Origin of the sequence: Pseudomonas sp. Irchel 3H3 (assembly GCF_900187635.1) — a bacterium.
GTDB lineage: Bacteria > Pseudomonadota > Gammaproteobacteria > Pseudomonadales > Pseudomonadaceae > Aquipseudomonas.
This window is the reverse complement of the sequence record NZ_FYEC01000031.1, coordinates 23,500-41,698: the sequence shown is the minus strand read 5'-3', so window position 1 is coordinate 41,698 and position 18,199 is coordinate 23,500. Positions and strand designations below refer to the sequence as shown.

Below are 18,199 nucleotides of genomic sequence, written 5' to 3'. Positions count from 1 at the left end.
GGTCCATAAATGTCATGACATTGGATTGTGGCATTCACCTGTGCCCTTGCATAGCGCAGGGGCACTGGCGTGGCAGCCGTTGTTTTGAACTAGCGGGCCGCGGTTGGGGCCTTCTCGAACATGTCCAGAAGTTTGCTGTATTCGACTCTCAGTGCATTACGCAGATCTTCCTTCGGCTCACGCAGGGGCGCGAGCAGGGCAGGGGCGTTGACCCCGATCAGGTCCATCACCGACTTCATCGGCCCGGGGTTGGTTTCGGAAAACGCCAGGTTCATCAGCGGAATCAATTGCCGGTGCAGCGCCAGCGCCTCGGCAGTTTTGCCGGCGCTGGCGAGGTCGAACACCCGGCGCCAGGTTTTCGGCAGCAGGTTGGCCGTGACCACGATCCCGCCTGTTGCACCCGCCGCCACTTGCAGCGGGAACAGCGTGTCTTCGCCGCTGAGTACGGCGAACTCAGGATCGACGCCGGCGATCACCCGCAGGAAGTGGTACATGTCGGTGTTGCAGGCCTTCATGCCGATGATGCGTTCATGCCGGGACAGTTCGTGCAGCACCTCGGGATCGATCGAGATCCGCGTGCGATAAGGAATCTCGTAGATCAGGATCGGCAGCGGCGACTCATCGGCGTAACGCAGGAAGTAGTCGCGGATGCCCAGTTGGGTCGGGTTGGTGTAGTAGGGCGTGATCACCAGCAGGCCATCGGCGCCGGCCTTGGCAAAGTCCTGCGCCGCGGTCATCGCGTCGTGATAGCCGGTGTCCAGCACCCCGCAGATCACCGGCATGCGCTGGTCGGCGAGCTTGGCGCAGAGTTCGACGAAGCGCACCCGCTCATGCCTGGACAGGGCACCGTACTCGCCGGTTCCGCCCAACGGCACCACGCCGTCCACGCCTTGCCCGGTCAACCAACTGAACAGCGCTTCGGTGGCGGTTACATCAATCGTGTCATCACTCTGCACCGGCGTGGTAATAGCCGGGAAAATACCTTTGAGGTGTTCAGAACTGAGCATGGATGTTTCTCCTTTGATCATGGGTTACGGGCTCAGCGCGCCAGGCTGCGCTGACGCAGGCGATCGGCGCCGAAAATCAGCAGGGTGATGAAAATCAGCAAGCAGGTGGAGACGGCGGCAATCACCGGTGAAACCTGCAAGGTCACCTCGTCCCAGAACTGCTTGGGCAAGGTGGCGTTGAGGCCGCCCGACGAAAACAGCGCAATCGTCAGTTCGTCGAACGAGGTGGCGAAGGCAAACAGGAACGCGGAAAACATCCCGGCGCCCAGCAGGGGGAAGGTCACGTGGCGCAGGGTTCTCAGGGGGCTGGCCCCCAGGCTCTGCGCGGCCAGGTCCAGGCGCTGGTCATAGTTGCGCAGCACCGCGATCATGGTCATCACCACGTAGGGCACGCACACCACGGTGTGACCAATGATCAGGCCGATGGACGTACCGACCAGCTTCAGCTCGGCGAACATGTAGAACAGGCCGAGGGCGATGATCACTCGTGGCGCGATGATCGGCGACAGCAGGAACGCCAGCAGGATCGCCTTGCCACGGATCCTGCCGCGGGCCAGGAGAAACGCTGCGGGAACGCCGATCAGCATCGACAGAATGCCCGCGCCGGTCGCCACCGTCAGGGAGCGCACCAGGGCCTGGGTCCAGACCGGGGTATTGAGCATTTGCTCGTACCACTGCAGCGTCATGCCCGAAGGTGGCCACTGCAGGCCGGCACTGCTGAAGGAGATCGGGATCATCAGCAGCGCCGGCAGACTGATCAGCACCAGCACGGTCCAGACGAAGACACTGAGCACCAGCGGCGTACCTTCAGCGCTCTTGCGCCGGCGCTTGAACGACAGGCGCGCGATCAGCCAGTCGCTGACCGCACCAATGCCCGCCAGCACCGTACTGCCTGCACGTCGCGCCAGGGTGTCGCGGCGGGCTTGGGCGGACGGGTCTTCGCCGGTGAGGGTGGCGAAGCCGAAGATCCGGTCATAGATCACGAAGACCACCAGCACCACCACCAGCAACAGCACGGAAATCGACCCGGCCAGTTCCCAGTTCAGGGTCTGTTGCACCTGATCGATGATCAGTTGGGTGATCATGGTTTCCTTGCGCCCACCCAACAGCGCCGGAACGATGAAGAAGCCGATGGCAGTGACGAACACCATGATGGTGGCGGCGGCCACGCCGGGCATCGACAGCGGGAAGTAGATCGTCCAGAAGGCCGTGCCCGGACGCGCACCCAGGGTAGAAGCGGCGCGGGGCAGGCTGCGGTCGATGTTCTCCATCACCGCGAGCATGGTCATGACGGCGAGCGGCAGCATCGCGTGCACCATGCCGGTGAGGGTCGCGCCGGTGCCGTAGAGCAGGTTGATCGGTCGGTCGATCAGGCCCAGGGACATCAGGAAGTTGTTGGCCACCCCGTTGCGTCCCAGGATCACCACCCAGGCGAATGCCCGGACCAGGAAGCTGGTCCAGAACGACAGGAGCACCAGGAACACCAGGCGGCTCTTGAGCTTGGCCGGCGCCGTGGAGATCAGGTAGGCCACCGGATAGCCCAGCACCACCGACAGCACGGTGGTGGCCAGGGAAATCTTGAAGGTGATCCACAGCACGTTGAGGTACAGGCTCGAGGCGAACAGGTGCCGGTAGGCGTCGAGGGAAAAGCCCTCCGGCCCGAGGATGCTCAACGACAGCAGGCGGCCCACCGGATAGGCCAGGAACACCGCCAGCAGCACCAGCAACGGCGCGATCATCAGGCTGTTCTTGGCCCAGGCGGGCATCGGCGCAGAGGTAAACAGGCTCATGGGAACGCCGCCTTGGGTTGTTCGGTGATGGCAACGGCGTCCGAGGCGTGCCAGGACAGGGAGACCTTGTCGCCGCGCTGGAAGCTCTCGCCATTGACCCGGGTCGGGAAGGCCGAGACCAGCGCGGGAATGCCTTCCTCCTCGGTGCTCATGTAGACCTTGGTCAGGCTGCCGGTGACCATCACATCGCTGACGCTCGCCTGCAGATGGCGCACGTCGCCGTCCGTGGCTTTGGCAATCAGCATGTTCTGTGGGCGGACCATGATGTGGATGTGCGCGCCCGGCAGGTTCTCGCCGTTTGGCGTGGCGCTGGCCTTGATCCCACGGCTGCCGACCAGCACATCGAGCACCCCGTCCTGGGAGGCGACGATCTGCGCCGGCAACAGGTTCGACTCACCGAGGAAGTCGGCAACGAACAGCGTGCGTGGGCGGAAGTACAGGTCATCGGGGGTGCCCAGTTGCTCGATCTTCCCGGCATTCATCAGGCAGATGCGATCCGACATGGTCATCGCCTCTTCCTGGTCGTGGGTCACATAAATGATGGTGGTTCCCAGCTCCCGGTGAATGCGCTTGATCTCCAGCTGCATGTGTTCGCGCAGCTTCTTGTCGAGCGCGCCCAGGGGTTCGTCCATCAGGATGATCGAGGGGCGATAGACCATGCAGCGCGCCAGCGCGACCCGTTGTTGCTGGCCGCCGGACAACTCCTTGGGATAACGCTGGGCGATGTGCGGCAGTTTGATCATGTCCAGGGCGGCCATGGCCCGCTCACGGGCCTCAGTCGCCGAGACCTTGCGCATCTTCAGCGGGAAGGCAATGTTCTCCAGGATCGTCATGTGGGGAAATAGCGCGTAGTTCTGGAACACCACACCAATGTCGCGATGATGGGGCGCCAGGTACGTCACATCGTTGTCGCCGATGGACACCTCGCCGCCATCGGGATGGGTGAGGCCGGCCACCAGGCTGAGCAAGGTGGTTTTGCCGGAGCCGGAAGGACCGAGCAGGGTCAGGAACTCCCCATCGGCGACGGTCAGGTCAGTTTGAGCGAGGGCCACGAACTGGCCATAATTTTTAGCGAGCTTCTTTACGGTTAGGCTGGAAGAGGACATGGCGAAGACCTGAAGACAAGGGGCAGGAAATATCGGGCCCGCCGCGTGGCGGACCCGTCAGCGGGGTCAGCTCAGGAGCCATGCGTTATAGCGTTCCAGCGCCGTGCCCTGTTTTTCTGTCCAATACTGGGCATCGATCGGTAGCCCCTTGGCGATGTGGTCGGGGTAGGAGGGGCAATCGGCGGCCACGGCCGGGTCGATGAAGTCAAAGGCCCGGGGATGGGTCACACCGGCGGGGAAGTACTTGGTCAGTGCAGCCTGGCGCTCGGGGTCGCAGGTGAACTTGATGAACTCGCGGCAGGCTGCGGCGTTGGGCGTGCCCGCCAGGATGGCCCAGCTGTCCAGGCCCCAGATGTTCTGGTCCCAGACGATGCCGACCGGGGCATTGGAGCTGCGGGCCGATTGCGCACGCGAGACCCAGACCGGCACCATGTCGACTTCGCCGGACACCAGTAATTGCTCGACTTGTGCGCCACTGGTCCAGAACACCGAGACGTCATTCTTGATTCTGTCGAGTGCCGAGAACGCCCGCTCCAGGTCGCACGGATAGACGTTGGCCACGGCAACTCCGTCGGCCAGCAGTGCCTGCTCGATGGTGTCGAAGGGGTGACGGCGCAGGGCGCGGCGACCGGGGAAACCCTGCACATCGTAGAAGTCCTTCCAGGAGGTAGGCGCCTGGCGCCCTTCGAAGGCATCCTTGCGATAGGCCAGCACGGTGGTGTAGACGTTGGTGCCGACTCCGTACTCGGACATGAAGTGCTCGGGCATCTGCGCCACGATGGGGTCGTTGCCCAGGCCGTGGGCCTCGAGGTATTTCTTCTGGCCCTGGGTGAGCATCTTGATTGCCGGCTGGCTGATCTTGGCCATGTCCCAGGTGTAGGAACCGGCATCGACCATCGACAGGATCTGCGCGGTCGGTTCGGCGTTGGCTTGCACGCCAATCACCTCGATTCCCGTCGCCTCCTGGAAGGGCCGATAGAACACCTCGGTGTAGGCCTTGGTGTAGACGCCGCCATCATCGCGCACCACGATGCGTTTGGTTTGCGCCCGCAAGGACGACCACATGCTGCTCGTCGACAGTGCGACGGCCCCGACCACGCTGGCCTTGAGCACACTGCGGCGTGACCAGTTATTAATGTTGTTGCCCATACTCCTGACCTCTCTTCGCGATATTGTCGATAGTCGCTATCGTCACTAGGGATGTTTGTTGTGGGTTTTATTTTTCAGGCGGTATAAGTCGGCCCGGGTTGAACAGGCCAAGGGGGTCGACGGCGTGTTTGATCGCCCGCATCAGGGCGAGCGAAGCCGCGGATTTATAGTTATGCATTTCATCGAGCGAGGTTTGCCCGACGCCATGTTCGGCGCTGAAGGTCCCGGCCAGTTCGGCGGCCACGTCATTGACCGCGCGACGCAGTTCACGGGCGAGGGCTTCGGTTTGCTCGAGTCCGTCCCAGACCGCGAACGGGAAGAACGGAATGTAGTGAATGTTGCCGTCACCCATGTGCCCGACGATCACGATCTGCGCTTGCGGAGCAAGCTTCGCCACCGCGGCGTTGGCCCGCTCGATGAAGGTCGCGATGGTGGACACCGGCACAGCGCAATCGGTGGTCAGGCCGATGCCGCCTTTCTTGTTGGCTTCCGACACGCTGTGGCGCAGCTCCCACATGGCGGCTTGCTGGCCTTGACTGGAAGCGATGCTGGCGTTGTCGACGATGGCCTGGTCGAACGCCTGCTCGAGGATGGCCGTAAGGGCCGCCTCGGGGTCGGCGCTGCCCGCGGTATCCGCCAGCTCGATCAGCACGTGCCAGGGATGCCGGGTATCCAGTGGCGAGCGGCGCTGCGGCACGTGCTCCACTACCAGGTCCAGTTGCAACTGGTTCATCAGCTCGAAGGCCGACAGCGATGAGCCCGACAGCTGGCGGGTGAGCACCAGCAGCTCGATCGCTTGGGCCGGGCTGCTGACGCCGACCCAGGCCACTGCGCAGCGCGTGGGCAGGGGATGCAGCTTGAGCACGGCGGCGGTGATGATCCCCAGGGTGCCTTCGGAGCCGATAAACAGATGCTTGAGGTCGTAGCCGGTATTGTCTTTGCGCAGGGCCCGCAGTTCCGAGCAGATGGTGCCATCGGCCAGTACCACTTCAATGCCCAGGACGTTGTCGCGGGTGTTGCCATAACGCAGTACGGAGATGCCCCCGGCGTTGGTGGCGATGGTGCCGCCGATCTGGCAGGAACCTTCGGCCCCCAGGCTGACCGGGTACAGGCGTCCGGCGTCCCGCGCCGCTTGCTGCACGTTAGCCAGGACGCAGCCGGCCTGCACTTCGATGGAGTTGTTGACGGGGTCGACGAGGCCGATGCGGCGCATGCGCTGCAGATTGATGATCACCGGAACCGGCCCGCTGGAAGGCGGCACCGAACCACCGACCAGGCCGGTGTTGCCGCCTTGAGGCAGCACGGGCACGCGGTGCCGGTGACAGCAGGCCACTACCGCTGCCACTTCTGCGGTGCTGGCCGGACGGGCGACACACAGCGCCGCGCCACGGTAGCGCCCACGCCAGTCCTCAAGGGAAGCGGCCATTTCGCCCGCGTCGGTAATCAGGTTGTTTGCACCAAGCAGAGCGATGAGCTCGTCGACCAATGACATTCGCTGACTCCAGTAATCTCAATGCAATTAAAGTAATTGCAAAAATAGTAGAGTGCTTCTCCCCTCATTGGCAATAGGGATTCTGGGGTGTGTCGTTTTTAGGTATGTCGTTTTTAGATATGGCTCACGGCTGGGCAACAGAGCGCCCATTGCGCTGCTAGAGCCAAGCTGGAAAGGAGGAGGGTGATCGCTGATTGGCAACTTTATCGACTCAGGCGGTGCGACGGGCACCAGCTTGAATATCGCAAGCTGCTACCATCGCGCCATTGTCACCCTGAGTAGAGCACCATGAATCGCCGTAAGAAAATCAAGCAGCTGTTAAAAGCCCACGCGAAAAAGGCCAGCGCCAAGCTGGCCCCAGTCAACAAAGACAAGTACATCAGCAAAGCCGACCGCTTGAAGCTGGCGGCTGAAGCCAGTCAGGATCCAAGCAGCCCGGTCGAGAGCTGATCGCGCCTCGACTATTTTGCTGTGCCGCCCTGGGGAATATCGCCACAGAACAGATCGAGGTTGCCGTCCTCCGGTGCCGATCGCAGGACGATCGAGTACTGGCCGGCCAGCAACTCCGGCAGGGCGATGGCGGCGCTCCTGGAAAAGGTCCAGCCGGCAACGGCGGCGCGTTCGGTATTGACCTTGTCGTTCATCGCATAGGCCACCGGGCCGGGCTGCTGGCAACTGCCCTTATGGATGAAGGTGTAGATGCGCAGGGGCAGGGAGGTGCCGGTGGGCACGCCGCTGATGAAAAAGTCGAACCCGGTGTTCTGGTCCCAATTGGCCAGGGTGGTATTGGCGATTTGCCCGACGTTGTGCCGAGTGGCCGCCAGGGGAATGCTGATCCCGTGCTCGCTTGACGTGGTACAGCCAAACAGGCTCGCGCTGACCAGCAGGGCGACCAGTGGATATCTGGGATTCATGACCAACCTCCAGTGTTGAAGAATTGCCATGGGAGATTAGCGGGTATCGCCCAATAGTCGCCTGACGTTCGTCAGTCAGGCCCGCAGCACCCTGCGGGCCTGGCCTGTGTCAATGCACGATCTGCGCCAGGAAGGCCTTGGCCCGTGGGCTTTTCGGGGCGTTGAAGAAGTCTTCCGGCGGGGCGTCCTCGATGATCTGGCCACCGTCGAGAAACAGCACGCGCTCGGCTACTTGCCGGGCAAACCCCATCTCGTGGGTCACGCAGAGCATGGTCATGCCGCTGCCAGCCAGTTTCACCATCACGTCCAGCACTTCGCTGACCATCTCCGGGTCGAGCGCCGAAGTGGGCTCGTCGAACAGCATGATTTTCGGTTCCATGCACAACGCCCGGGCGATGGCCACGCGCTGTTGCTGGCCGCCGGAGAGCTGGCTGGGGTACTTGCTGGCCTGGCTGGCGATCCCGACTTTGTGCAGGAAGTGCTCGGCCAGTTCCTCGGCTTTCTTGCGGCTCAGGCCACGCACCGAGATCGGCGCCAGGGTGCAGTTGTCGAGCACGCTCATGTGCGGGAACAGATTGAAATGCTGGAACACCATGCCCACTTCGCTGCGCACCTTGGCCGCCTCGCGGGTGTTCTGGGACAGGTCGGTGTCATTCACCAGGATCCGGCCTTTCTCGGCGATTTCCAGGCGGTTGATGCAGCGGATCAGGGTCGATTTACCCGAGCCGGAAGGCCCGCACAGGACGATGCGTTCGCCTTCGCGCACTTGCAGGTTGATGTCGTGCAAGACATGGAAGGCGCCATAGAACTTGTTCAGGGCGGCGATATCCACCACTACCTTACGGGTGTCGGGTTGCACGGCCAGCGGCGTATCGATACGGGCAGAGAGGGCAGGCATGGTCGGGTCTCCGGCAATCAATGGAAGCGCTCGGCGCTGTAAGGGGCAGGGTCGGTGAACGGGGTGGCGCCGGTCATCATTTCGGCCAGCAAACGGCCGCAGACCGGGCCGAGGGTCAGGCCGTGGTGGGCGTGGCCGAAGTTGAACCACAGGCCCGGGTGCCGCGCTGCCGGGCCGATCACCGGGCACATGTCCGGCAGGCACGGGCGGCGGCCCAGCCAAGGTTCGGCGTCCAGGCGTTCGCCCAGCGGGTAGAACTTGCGCGCCAGCTCTTCGCAGCGGCGCAACTGGATTTCGTTGATCGGGTCGTCACTGTCGGCGAACTCGATCCCGGTGGTCAGACGCACGCCACCCACCATCGGCGCCAGCACGTAACCGCCGATAGGGTCGAGCAAGGGTTGTTGCAGGCAACTGCCTGGCAGGGCGGCATAGTGCATGTGATAGCCGCGCTTGATCGCCAGCGGAATCTTGTAGCCCAGGGGTTCGAAGACGCCTCGGGCTTGCGGACCGAGGGCGACCACGGCTTCGTCGCCGATCACCAGGCCCTGCTCGGTCTGTACCTGCCATTTGCCTTCGCCCTGGCGCAGGGAGAGGGCATCGCCGAGGACAAACACGCCGCCGCGTTCGACGAACAGTTCGGCGTACCCACGGGTCAGGCCGCCGGGATCGCTGACGGTCTTGGGGTCGAGCCAGTGGATGCCACCGATCACGCTGCTGTGCAGGCCGGGTTGGCGCGCCCGCAGTTCGTCGCGGTCGAGCACCTGGTAATTGAGGCCAAAGCGCTGCAGTGCTGCGGCGTCCTGCTGCGCCTTGAAGAAAGCCGGGATCGAGCTGTAGGCCTCGACCCAACCGCCGGCCTGGATCAAATGGTCCATGCCGGCTGGCGTCGAGAGCAGGTCATGTTCACTGACACAACGTTCCACCAGCGGCAGCATGGCCTTGGTCGCCATGGCCAGGCCCTTGGCCCCGGAGTGCCGCCAGTATTGCAGCAACCAGGGACCGGCCTTGGGCAGGTGCTTGAGGCTGTAGCGCACGTCCGATTGCTGGTTGCGGGCGTAGCGCAGCAGGCTCGACAGCTCGCGGGGGAACGAATAGGGAATCACGCTGGCGCGCTCGATCAGCCCGGCGTTGCCGTGGCTGGTGCCTTTGCCCGGCTGCTGGCGGTCGATAAGCACCACCTGGCGGCCACGGGCCTGTAACTGGAGGGCGGTACTGACGCCGACAATCCCGGCGCCCAGAACGATGGTTTGGCAATGCATGGGTAGATCCTTGATGCTGGGGCGCCCACGGCAGCCCGAGAAAAAACCGGTTTACTGCAAGTGGCGGCCGAGGCGGCCTTCCAGGGCTTTGAGGCTGCGTCGCACCACTTCCACGATCAGCAGGTACAGCACCGCGGCCCAGAGGTAGATCTGGAAGTCGAAACTGCGCGAGAAGGCCAGTTTGGTCACCCCCATCAAGTCGTAGATGGTCACCAGCGAGGCAATGGCGCTGGCCTTGATCATCAGGATCAGTTCGTTGCCCAGGGGGCCGATGGCCACCAGCAGCGATTGCGGCAGGACGACTTTGCGAAAGGTGGTCCAGCGCGACAGGCTCAGGGCGTTGCAGGCTTCGCGTTGCCCCTGGGCCACGGCCATGATGCTGCCCCGCAGGATCTCCGCCTGATAGGCCGCGGTGTTCAGGGTGAACGCCAGCAGGGTGCAGAACCAGGCGTCACGGAAGAACCACCACAGGCCGACGTCCTGCCAGAAGCCTTTGAACGAACCCAGGCCGTAATACAGCATGAACAGTTGGGCCAGCAGCGGCGAGCCACGGAAGAAGTACACATAGACGCCGGCAAAACGGCTGAGAAAGCGGTTGCCCGACAACCGCGCCAGGGCAATCAGCAGGCCGAGCAGGGCACCGAGGGTGAAGGAAATAGCCACCAGTTTGGCGGTGACCAACAGCCCGTCTATGAAGCGTGGACCATAACGTTCCAGCAACTCAGGGCTGAGGAACAGACTCTGCAATTCAGCCAGGCTCATGGGCGCACGCTCCGTTGATGGCGACTGAAATGCTGTTCCAGGTACTGGAACAGGCGGCCGGAAATCGCCGAGAAGAACAGGTAGCCAAAGCAGGCCACGGTGTAGAACAACATTGGTTCCTTGGTCACGCTGACGGCCAGGTTGGTCTGGCGCATCAGGTCGACCAGCGAGATGGTCGACACCAGCGAAGTGTCCTTGAGCAACGACAGCCAGTTGTTCGACAGGCCCGGCAGGGCGATGCGCACCAGTTGCGGCAGCACCACTTTGGTAAAGGTGGTGCGCCGGGACAGGCCGAGGGCGGCAGCGGCTTCGAACTGGCCCTTGGGCACGGTCTTGAAGGCGCCCAGCCAGATCTGGCTGGAGAACGCAGCGAACACCAGGCTGAACGCGATCATGGCGGCGACGAAGGGGTTGATCGCCACTTCAGCCTCGTAGCCCATCACCGACAACAGTTTCTGCGCGCCGATCTGGCAGCCGTAGTAAATGATCAGCAGGGTCAGCAGTTCGGGCAGGCCACGGAACACGGTGGCAAACACCGTGCTCATGGCGCGCGGCCAGCGACGTCGGGAGCGGGCGGCCAAGGCCAGGCCCAACCCCAGTGGCAAGCCGATCGGCAGGCAGCTCAAGGCCAGGACGATGGTCACCAGGGCGCCGGCCAGCAAGGCTGAGCCCCAGCCGCCGCTGGCGAAGGAAAGCAGTGACAGGTTTTCGAACATGCTCGAACCCTCTCGGTAAATTAGGCCCGCACGCGTGCACCGCCGCCGGTGGGCGCGCGGTGCAGCAGGTCGGCAAGGAACGCCCCGCAGGCTGGCCTGGGGGGCAGGGGATCAGTAGATGTCGAACGCGAAGTAGCGGCTGGAGATCTTCTTGTAGGTGCCGTCGGCGACGATTTCATCCAGCGCCTTGTTGAAACGTTCGCGCAGTGCATCGTCACCCTTGCGTACCGCGATGGAGGCGTCGGCGGTGGTGCCGTTGACATCGCCGATGATCTTGCAGCAGTCCTTGCCGGCGCTGTCGATCCAGGCCAGCAGTGGGAACTTGTCGGCAATCACCCCGTCGACGCGGCCGGCAGCCAGGTCGCTGTTGGCTTCATCCAGGGTCGGGTAGAACTTGACGTCGGCGCCAGCCGGGCCGTAGTGATCTTCGGCGTAGATGGCCTGGGTCGAGGAGGCCTGGGCACCCACGGTGCGACCTTTGAAATCGGTCTGGGCGTCGGAGATGTCCGAGTCCTTGGGCACGGCCACGGACAGCGGAGTGCGGTAGTAGTGGTTAGTGAAATCGATCTTCTGCTTGCGCTCGTCGGTGGCGATCATCGAGGCAACCACGGCGTCGTATTTCTTCGCCATCAGCGCCGGGATAATCCCTTCCCAGTCCTGGGCGACGATCTTGCATTGGACTTTCATGCGTTCACACAGCGCGTTGGCAATGTCCACATCGAAGCCGTGCAGCTTGTTGTCCGAGTCGACATAGTTGAACGGCGGGTAAGCGCCTTCGGTGGCGATCTTCAGGACTTCAGCCTGCGCGCCGGAGGCCCCGGCCAGGACCATTGCACATGCACTGGCAAAGCGAATGACGTGTTTCATCTAGCACCTCGATTTATTGTTTTGAGCTTGGTGATGATGTGTATCCAACGAACTCGTTGTGCAGGAGCGCAACGGCGGCAAGACGTTTTTCCACTTCCGGGCCCAGCTGTTTGCAGACGTCGTTGACCAGCAGGTGCACCAACGACAGCATCGCGGCGGTCGACTCCCAGAAGAGGTTGAACTCGGTGGGCACGCGGAACACTTCGTCGGCGTTCTGCTCGGCCCAGTCGCAAAAGGTGTCGGTGACCAGCGTCACCGGGATGCCCGCCTCGCGGGCCTTGCGGCACAGGGTCAGGGCATGGCGTGAATAGCGGCGGGCTTCGAACACCACCAGGGCGCTGTCGGCGGGCAGGCTGAGCAGCACGTCGGCGTAATGCCCGGCAGCGCCGTCGACCCAGTGCACGTCATCGCGCAGGTACTGCAGCAAGTGCACCATGGAGGCGGCGATGCCCCGTTCGGTCTGGAACCCGGCGACGAACACCTTGCGCCGGCTGGCCAGGCGCTGGCTGACGGCGTGCCAGGTGGGGGTCAGGCTGTATTCGTAGACCTTGACCAGCGCCGCCACTTCCAGCTCGAAGCTGCGGGGCAGGCCCTGCGGACCCTGGTTGGCCTGCTGGCGGAATTCCTGCAAACGGTCGCCTACCAGCCACGGGCCATCGCCCAGGTCGGCCTTGAGGTCGTTTTTCAGGTCTTTGAAGTGGCTGTAGCCGATGGAGCGACAGAAGCGCCCGACGCTGGATTCACTGACGTTCAACTTCGCGGCAATGTCGGCAGCGGTCTGGAACGGCAGTTCATAGAGGTTGGCCAGCATGTAGTTGGCAATCGCCCGGCCAGAGGCGGCGGCGGTTGACAGACTGCTTTCAAGGCGTTGTTTGATGGGCTGGCTCAAGGCTGTTTCCTGTTGTTATTCAGCGCTTGGGAAGGAAAATGGATGTTTTCTGTCATAAAGTCAATATTTGACAGATAACTGTCATCGCCGGATAGTTCGCCCATAACAACAAATCGCCCGGAGCTTCAGAATGTCCCACGCCAACACCGCTTTGCCCGAAGTGCAAAGCCTTTCACTCGCCGACCTGACTGAGCTGCTGCAGCGCATCTTTGAACAGCACGGCACCTCGTCGGAAGTCGCCCAGGTACTGGCGCACAACTGTGCCAGCGCCCAGCGCGACGGCGCCCACAGTCACGGGGTGTTCCGCATTCCCGGTTACCTGTCGTCGTTGGCCAGTGGCTGGGTGGATGGTCGGGCCGTGCCGGTGGTGGAGGATGTGGCTTCGGGTTTTGTCCGGGTCGACGCGGCCAAAGGTTTTGCCCAGCCGGCCTTGGCCGCAGCCCGTGGCTTGCTGGTCGAAAAGGCCCGCAGTGCCGGCATCGCGGTGTTGGCGATCCGCAACTCGCACCATTTCGCCGCGCTCTGGCCGGACGTCGAACCCTTCGCCGAAGAGGGCCTGGTGGCCTTGAGCGTGGTCAACAGCATGACCTGCGTGGTGCCCCATGGCGCGCAACGGCCGCTGTTCGGCACCAACCCGATTGCCTTTGCCGCACCGCGGGCCGGTGGCGAGCCGATCGTCTTTGACCTGGCGACCAGCGCCATCGCCCACGGCGATGTGCAGATCGCCGCGCGTCAGGGTCAATTGCTGCCCGAGGGCATGGGCGTCGACAGCCTGGGCCAGCCGACCCGGGACCCCAAGGCTATCCTCAACGGCGGCGCGCTGTTGCCGTTTGGCGGGCACAAGGGTTCGGCCCTGTCGATGATGGTGGAACTGTTGGCGGCGGCCCTGACCGGCGGCAACTTCTCGTTCGAGTTCGACTGGTCGAACCATCCCGGGGCACAAACCCCCTGGACCGGTCAGTTGCTGATCGTGATCGATCCGAGCAAGACCGCCGGCAACCACTTCGCCAGCCGTAGCGAAGAACTGGTGCAGCAGATGCGCGGCGTCGGCCTGCAACGCATGCCAGGCGACCGACGGTATCAGGAACGGGCCAAATCCCTGGCCGATGGCATCAGCCTGCCTGCAGCCGAGTTGGCGCGGCTGCGTGAACTGGCGAGCGCGCGCTAGGCAAAGGTGTATCCGACCTTGCAGGTGTATACAAAATCTGTGAGCAACCAAATTCATTGTGGGAGCGAGCGCCCGCTTGCGGCTTGCTCGCGATGAGGCCAGCACAGCCAACATCGCTGGCGCCTGACACACCGCCATCGCGGGCAAGCCCGCTCCCACAGGTTTGATGTGGGTGTATACAAAATCCGTGACCAACCAAGTTCATTGTAGGAGCGAGCCTGCTCGCGATGAGGCCGGCACAGCCAACATCGATGTTGCCTGACACACCGCCATCGCGGGCAAGCCCGCTCCCACAGGTTTGGTATGGGTGTATACAAAATCTGTGAGCAACCAAATTCATTGTGGGAGCGAGCGCCCGCTTGCGGCTTGCTCGCGATGTGGCCAGCACAGCCAACATCGATGTTGCCTGACACACCGCCATCGCGGGCAAGCCCGCTCCCACAGGTTTGATGTGGTGTATACAGAATCTGTGAACAGCCAAAATCACTGTAGGAGCGGGCTTGCCCGCGATGAGGCCGGCACAGTCAACATCCATGGCACCTGACACCCCCACCGGTTTGGTGGGTTGAAACTGCCGTCCTGCATGCCCCGCCCCGTTATAACTGACCCCTTCCCATGCCCTGGCCAGGGCGCAAACGCTTTCTGCTCTTTCGATCTGCAGTCAGTGAAGGCACAATGCGCATCCTTTTTTGGCTAGCCTTGCCGGAGGCCTCGAAATGATTAAGACGCCGTACTACCTGATCGATAAACAAAAGCTGCTGGCGAACATGCAGAAGATCGCCTACGTGCGCGAGCAGTCCGGGGCCAAGGCCCTGTTGGCGCTCAAGTGCTTCGCCACCTGGTCGGTGTTCGACCTGATGGAGCAGTACATGGATGGCACCACCTCGTCCTCGCTCTACGAGCTCAAGCTCGGCCGCCAGAAATTTGCCGGCGAGACCCACGCCTACAGCGTGGCCTGGGCCGACGATGAGATCGAGGAGATGCTCGCCAACTGCGACAAGATCATCTTCAACTCCATCGGCCAGTTGCAGCGCTTTGCCGAGGCGTCCGAAGGCAAGGTTCGCGGTCTGCGGGTCAACCCGCAGGTGAGCAGCTCCGACTACCTGCTGGCAGACCCGGCGCGTCCATACAGCCGCCTGGGCGAGTGGGACCCGGTCAAGGTCGAGGCGGTCATCGAGCAGATCTCCGGCTTCATGTTCCACAACAACTGCGAGAACGGCGACTTCGGCCTGTTCGACCAGATGCTGTGCACCATCGAGGAGCGCTTCGGTCACCTGCTGCACAAGGTCGAATGGGTCAGCCTGGGCGGCGGTATTCACTTCACCGGTGAAGACTATGCCCTCGACCAGTTCTGCGCGCGCCTCAAGGCCTTTTCGCAGAAGTACGGCGTGCAGGTCTACCTGGAGCCGGGCGAAGCTGCCATCACCCAGAGCGCTTCGCTGGAAGTCACCGTGCTCGACACCCTCTACAACGGCAAGCACCTGGCCGTCGTGGACAGCTCCATCGAAGCGCATATGCTCGATCTGCTGATCTACCGCCTGAACGCCAAGCTGGCGCCGAGCGAGGGTGAACACACCTACATGGTGTGCGGCAAATCCTGCCTGGCCGGGGATATCTTTGGTGAGTATCAGTTTGCTGCACCGTTGGCGATTGGCGACCGTCTGTCGTTTGTCGATGCCGCGGGTTACACCATGGTCAAGAAAAACTGGTTCAACGGCCTGAAAATGCCGTCCATCGTAGTGAAACAACTCGATGGTAGTGTCGAGCTGGTTCGTGAGTTTGGTTTCGACGATTACTTGTCCAGCCTTTCGTAAGCTGGCGCAGAAGGAGAGAGAGAAAAATTGAAGAAGAACGTACTTATCATTGGTGCAGGAGGTGTCGCCAAGGTGGTGGCCCACAAGTGCGCGCAGCACAACGATGAACTCGGTCGTATTGCTATCGCGTCGCGCAACATCTCCAAATGCCAGGCCATCATCGACAGCGTCAAGGCCAAGGGCAGCCTCAAAGTGCCCGCCGATATCCAGGCTTTTGCCCTGGACGCCATGGATGTCGAAGCGACCAAGACGCTGATCCGCGAAACCGAATCGCAGATCGTCATCAACGTTGGTTCCGCGTTCCTCAACATGTCGGTGCTGCGTGCCTGCATCGATACCGGTGTCGCCTACCTGGACACCGCCATCCACGAAGAGCCGGGCAAAATCTGTGAAACGCCGCCCTGGTATGGCAACTACGAGTGGAAGCACCTCGAGGAATGCCAGCAGAAGAACGTCACCGCCATTCTCGGCGTGGGCTTCGACCCGGGTGTGGTCAACGCCTATGCAGCCCTGGCGCAACAACAGTATTTCGACCGCATTGATTCGATCGACATTCTCGACGTCAATGCCGGTTCCCACGGCAAATATTTCGCCACCAATTTCGACCCGGAAATCAACTTCCGCGAATTCACCGGACAGGTGTGGAGCTGGCAGGACAGCCAGTGGACCAGCAACACCATGTTCGAAGTCAAACGCACCGACGACCTGCCAGTGGTCGGCGCGCAGAACCTCTACCTCACCGGTCACGATGAAGTGCACTCCCTGTCGAAGAACCTCGGCGTGGCCAACGTGCGTTTCTGGATGAGCTTCGGCGAGCACTACATCAATGTGTTCACCGTACTCAAGAACCTTGGCCTGCTCTCCGAGCAACCGGTCAAGACTGCCGAAGGCCTGGAAGTGGTGCCGTTGAAAGTGGTCAAGGCCGTGCTGCCGGACCCAAGTTCGCTGGCGCCTGGCTACACCGGCAAGACCTGCATCGGCGACCTGGTCAAGGGCACCAAGGATGGCCAGCCGCGTGAAGTGTTCATCTACAACGTGGCTGATCACGAGGAGGCCTATGCCGAAACCGACAGCCAGGGCATTTCCTATACCGCTGGCGTGCCACCGGTAGCCGCCGCCTTGCTGGTCGCCCGTGGCGAGTGGGACGTGCAACGCATGGTCAACGTCGAGGAGCTGCCAGCCGAGCCGTTCCTCAAGGCGCTGGACGTGATGGGCCTGCCGACCCGCATCAAGGATGAGCGTGGCGATCGTCCATGGGACAGCAAAGCCTGAGGCCTTCCAGGTCCTGGTAACTGCCCCGCGCACAAGAACGCCGCTCATTGAGCGGCGTTTTGTTTTCCAGCACAGGACCGGTGGGCGAGCGTCCCTCTGTGCACTGCTTATTACAAGGGCTAGACTAGTGGCATATAACCACAATAACGACGTGACTTGCCTGCATGAGAATCCATCCACTTCCACCCCTCAATAGTTTGATTGCTTTTGAGGCCGCAGCGCGGCACATGAGTTTCACGTTGGCGGCGCATGAATTAAACGTTACCCAAGGCGCGATCAGTCGCCAGGTACGTTTGCTCGAAGATTACCTGGGTAAAACCCTATTTATACGCACGACCCGTACTCTGCAACTAAGCCCGGCCGCCAGCCAGTATTACGAAGCGGTTCGCAATTCATTGCTGGGCGTGGCGCAAGCCACCGGGGAAATACGCCAATGGCAGGGGGCCGAGCAAGTAACGGTGGCCACCAGTACGGCCATGGCATCACTCTGGTTATTGCCCAAAGTCACCCAGTTCCAGCGTGAAAACGAAGAGATCGACCTGCGGATCATCGCCCACGATCAGGTCAAGGATTTCTCCCGGCTGGACTGTGACCTGGCCTTGTATTACTGCCGCACGCCACCACCGAACATGCAGGTAACGCCCTTGTTTTGCGAGGAGGTGTACCCGGTTTGCAGCCCGGCCTACCTGGCCCAGCACCCGCATTTGAGCAAGCCTGAGGACCTTGCCGGCTTGACCTGGCTGTACCTCGATGACCCGCAGCGGGACTGGATCGGCTGGTCCGACTGGTTGCTCAGCCAGGGCCTGAACAAGGTCGAGCCAAAGCGCCGAATCAATATCAATAGTTACTCGATGCTGATCCAGTCGGCAATCAACGGGCAGGGCATTGCCCTGGCCTGGTCGAACCTGGTCGACGACCCTTTGCGCACCGGCGCATTGGTACGACCGCTGGAGGCGGTATTAACGACCGAGGCGCAGTTCTGTTTGCTGGAACCGTTGTCCCGGGGGGCTATGCGCCAGAGTGTGAAGTGCTTTAGAAGTTGGTTGTTGAATCAACTTCCGCCTTCGAAAGACTCCGTCTAATAATCGCAAAAAGT

Annotated in this window: 17 protein-coding genes; 5 read left to right on the top strand and 12 right to left on the bottom strand. The window is 62.1% G+C overall.

From position 1 onward, the window contains the following. Positions 1 to 89 precede the first annotated feature (89 nt). The 5 genes from dapA to CKW24_RS23840 form a co-directional block, all read right to left on the bottom strand. On the bottom strand, positions 90 to 1,007 hold the full coding sequence (dapA, locus tag CKW24_RS23860; protein WP_095170788.1) for a 4-hydroxy-tetrahydrodipicolinate synthase: 918 nt from the start codon (positions 1,005 to 1,007) through the stop codon (positions 90 to 92). A 32-nt stretch (positions 1,008 to 1,039) separates the two neighbouring features. Then, positions 1,040 to 2,797: an ABC transporter permease subunit gene (locus CKW24_RS23855; protein ID WP_095170786.1), complete on the bottom strand. Its 1,758-nt coding sequence runs from the start codon at positions 2,795 to 2,797 to the stop codon at positions 1,040 to 1,042. Then, on the bottom strand, positions 2,794 to 3,849 hold the full coding sequence (locus CKW24_RS23850) for an ABC transporter ATP-binding protein (RefSeq protein WP_218274106.1): 1,056 nt from the start codon (positions 3,847 to 3,849) through the stop codon (positions 2,794 to 2,796). The genes CKW24_RS23855 and CKW24_RS23850 overlap by 4 nt, the downstream gene beginning before the upstream one ends. A 120-nt stretch (positions 3,850 to 3,969) precedes the next feature. Next, positions 3,970 to 5,052 carry an ABC transporter substrate-binding protein gene (locus tag CKW24_RS23845; RefSeq protein ID WP_095170782.1) on the bottom strand — a complete coding sequence of 361 codons (1,083 nt, stop codon included), beginning with the start codon at positions 5,050 to 5,052 and terminating at the stop codon, positions 3,970 to 3,972. Between the two features lie 67 nt (positions 5,053 to 5,119). After that, complete coding sequence (locus CKW24_RS23840) at positions 5,120 to 6,544, bottom strand: FAD-binding oxidoreductase (protein ID WP_095170779.1); 1,425 nt, start codon at positions 6,542 to 6,544, stop codon at positions 5,120 to 5,122. Positions 6,545 to 6,832: 288 nt separating this feature from the next. On the opposite strand from CKW24_RS23840, the gene CKW24_RS23835 reads away from it, so the two are divergent. Next, positions 6,833 to 6,994 (top strand): DUF2986 domain-containing protein, encoded by a 162-nt coding sequence (locus CKW24_RS23835; RefSeq protein ID WP_095170777.1) that lies wholly within the window; start codon positions 6,833 to 6,835, stop codon positions 6,992 to 6,994. Between the two features lie 11 nt (positions 6,995 to 7,005). Here the strand turns inward: CKW24_RS23835 and CKW24_RS23830 are convergent, their stop codons facing one another. From CKW24_RS23830 to CKW24_RS23800, 7 genes are all read right to left on the bottom strand, one after another. Further along, the gene (locus CKW24_RS23830) at positions 7,006 to 7,458 is read right to left on the bottom strand and encodes a hypothetical protein (protein ID WP_095170775.1); all 453 of its coding nucleotides are present in this window, start codon (positions 7,456 to 7,458) and stop codon (positions 7,006 to 7,008) included. Positions 7,459 to 7,567: 109 nt separating this feature from the next. Beyond that, positions 7,568 to 8,356, bottom strand: a complete 789-nt coding sequence (locus CKW24_RS23825) for an amino acid ABC transporter ATP-binding protein (RefSeq protein ID WP_371917608.1) — start codon at positions 8,354 to 8,356, stop codon at positions 7,568 to 7,570. Between the two features lie 17 nt (positions 8,357 to 8,373). Continuing rightward, the gene (locus CKW24_RS23820) at positions 8,374 to 9,615 is read right to left on the bottom strand and encodes an FAD-binding oxidoreductase (RefSeq protein WP_095170773.1); all 1,242 of its coding nucleotides are present in this window, start codon (positions 9,613 to 9,615) and stop codon (positions 8,374 to 8,376) included. 51 nt (positions 9,616 to 9,666) lie between these two features. Next, positions 9,667 to 10,377 (bottom strand): ABC transporter permease, encoded by a 711-nt coding sequence (locus CKW24_RS23815; protein WP_095170771.1) that lies wholly within the window; start codon positions 10,375 to 10,377, stop codon positions 9,667 to 9,669. After that, on the bottom strand, positions 10,374 to 11,093 hold the full coding sequence (locus CKW24_RS23810) for an ABC transporter permease (RefSeq protein ID WP_095170769.1): 720 nt from the start codon (positions 11,091 to 11,093) through the stop codon (positions 10,374 to 10,376). The genes CKW24_RS23815 and CKW24_RS23810 overlap by 4 nt, the downstream gene beginning before the upstream one ends. 111 nt (positions 11,094 to 11,204) lie before the next feature. Then, entirely contained in the window at positions 11,205 to 11,960 is a 756-nt protein-coding gene (locus tag CKW24_RS23805; RefSeq protein ID WP_095170761.1) for a transporter substrate-binding domain-containing protein, read from the bottom strand. A gap of 13 nt (positions 11,961 to 11,973) precedes the next feature. Continuing rightward, positions 11,974 to 12,849 carry a MurR/RpiR family transcriptional regulator gene (locus CKW24_RS23800; RefSeq protein ID WP_095170759.1) on the bottom strand — a complete coding sequence of 292 codons (876 nt, stop codon included), beginning with the start codon at positions 12,847 to 12,849 and terminating at the stop codon, positions 11,974 to 11,976. Between the two features lie 130 nt (positions 12,850 to 12,979). On the opposite strand from CKW24_RS23800, the gene CKW24_RS23795 reads away from it, so the two are divergent. The 4 genes from CKW24_RS23795 to CKW24_RS23780 all read left to right on the top strand — a co-directional run bounded on the left by CKW24_RS23795 (position 12,980) and on the right by CKW24_RS23780 (position 18,185). Then, complete coding sequence (locus tag CKW24_RS23795) at positions 12,980 to 14,017, top strand: Ldh family oxidoreductase (protein WP_095170757.1); 1,038 nt, start codon at positions 12,980 to 12,982, stop codon at positions 14,015 to 14,017. A gap of 716 nt (positions 14,018 to 14,733) precedes the next feature. Further along, positions 14,734 to 15,831 (top strand): carboxynorspermidine decarboxylase, encoded by a 1,098-nt coding sequence (locus CKW24_RS23790; RefSeq protein ID WP_095170755.1) that lies wholly within the window; start codon positions 14,734 to 14,736, stop codon positions 15,829 to 15,831. 27 nt (positions 15,832 to 15,858) lie between these two features. Continuing rightward, positions 15,859 to 17,103: a saccharopine dehydrogenase family protein gene (locus CKW24_RS23785; protein WP_095170753.1), complete on the top strand. Its 1,245-nt coding sequence runs from the start codon at positions 15,859 to 15,861 to the stop codon at positions 17,101 to 17,103. Between the two features lie 164 nt (positions 17,104 to 17,267). Continuing rightward, on the top strand, positions 17,268 to 18,185 hold the full coding sequence (locus CKW24_RS23780; protein WP_095170751.1) for a LysR substrate-binding domain-containing protein: 918 nt from the start codon (positions 17,268 to 17,270) through the stop codon (positions 18,183 to 18,185). Positions 18,186 to 18,199 lie beyond the last annotated feature (14 nt).

Coding starts and splice junctions, on each gene's coding strand:
- CKW24_RS23830 (WP_095170775.1), bottom strand. CDS start 7,458: ATGAATCCCAGATATCCACTGGTCGCCCTGCTGGTCAGCGCGAGCCTG.
- CKW24_RS23815 (WP_095170771.1), bottom strand. CDS start 10,377: ATGAGCCTGGCTGAATTGCAGAGTCTGTTCCTCAGCCCTGAGTTGCTG.
- CKW24_RS23855 (WP_095170786.1), bottom strand. CDS start 2,797: ATGAGCCTGTTTACCTCTGCGCCGATGCCCGCCTGGGCCAAGAACAGC.
- CKW24_RS23835 (WP_095170777.1), top strand. CDS start 6,833: ATGAATCGCCGTAAGAAAATCAAGCAGCTGTTAAAAGCCCACGCGAAA.
- CKW24_RS23820 (WP_095170773.1), bottom strand. CDS start 9,615: ATGCATTGCCAAACCATCGTTCTGGGCGCCGGGATTGTCGGCGTCAGT.
- CKW24_RS23795 (WP_095170757.1), top strand. CDS start 12,980: ATGTCCCACGCCAACACCGCTTTGCCCGAAGTGCAAAGCCTTTCACTC.
- CKW24_RS23780 (WP_095170751.1), top strand. CDS start 17,268: ATGAGAATCCATCCACTTCCACCCCTCAATAGTTTGATTGCTTTTGAG.
- CKW24_RS23845 (WP_095170782.1), bottom strand. CDS start 5,052: ATGGGCAACAACATTAATAACTGGTCACGCCGCAGTGTGCTCAAGGCC.
- CKW24_RS23825 (WP_371917608.1), bottom strand. CDS start 8,356: ATGCCTGCCCTCTCTGCCCGTATCGATACGCCGCTGGCCGTGCAACCC.
- CKW24_RS23840 (WP_095170779.1), bottom strand. CDS start 6,544: ATGTCATTGGTCGACGAGCTCATCGCTCTGCTTGGTGCAAACAACCTG.
- CKW24_RS23790 (WP_095170755.1), top strand. CDS start 14,734: ATGATTAAGACGCCGTACTACCTGATCGATAAACAAAAGCTGCTGGCG.
- dapA (WP_095170788.1), bottom strand. CDS start 1,007: ATGCTCAGTTCTGAACACCTCAAAGGTATTTTCCCGGCTATTACCACG.
- CKW24_RS23805 (WP_095170761.1), bottom strand. CDS start 11,960: ATGAAACACGTCATTCGCTTTGCCAGTGCATGTGCAATGGTCCTGGCC.
- CKW24_RS23810 (WP_095170769.1), bottom strand. CDS start 11,093: ATGTTCGAAAACCTGTCACTGCTTTCCTTCGCCAGCGGCGGCTGGGGC.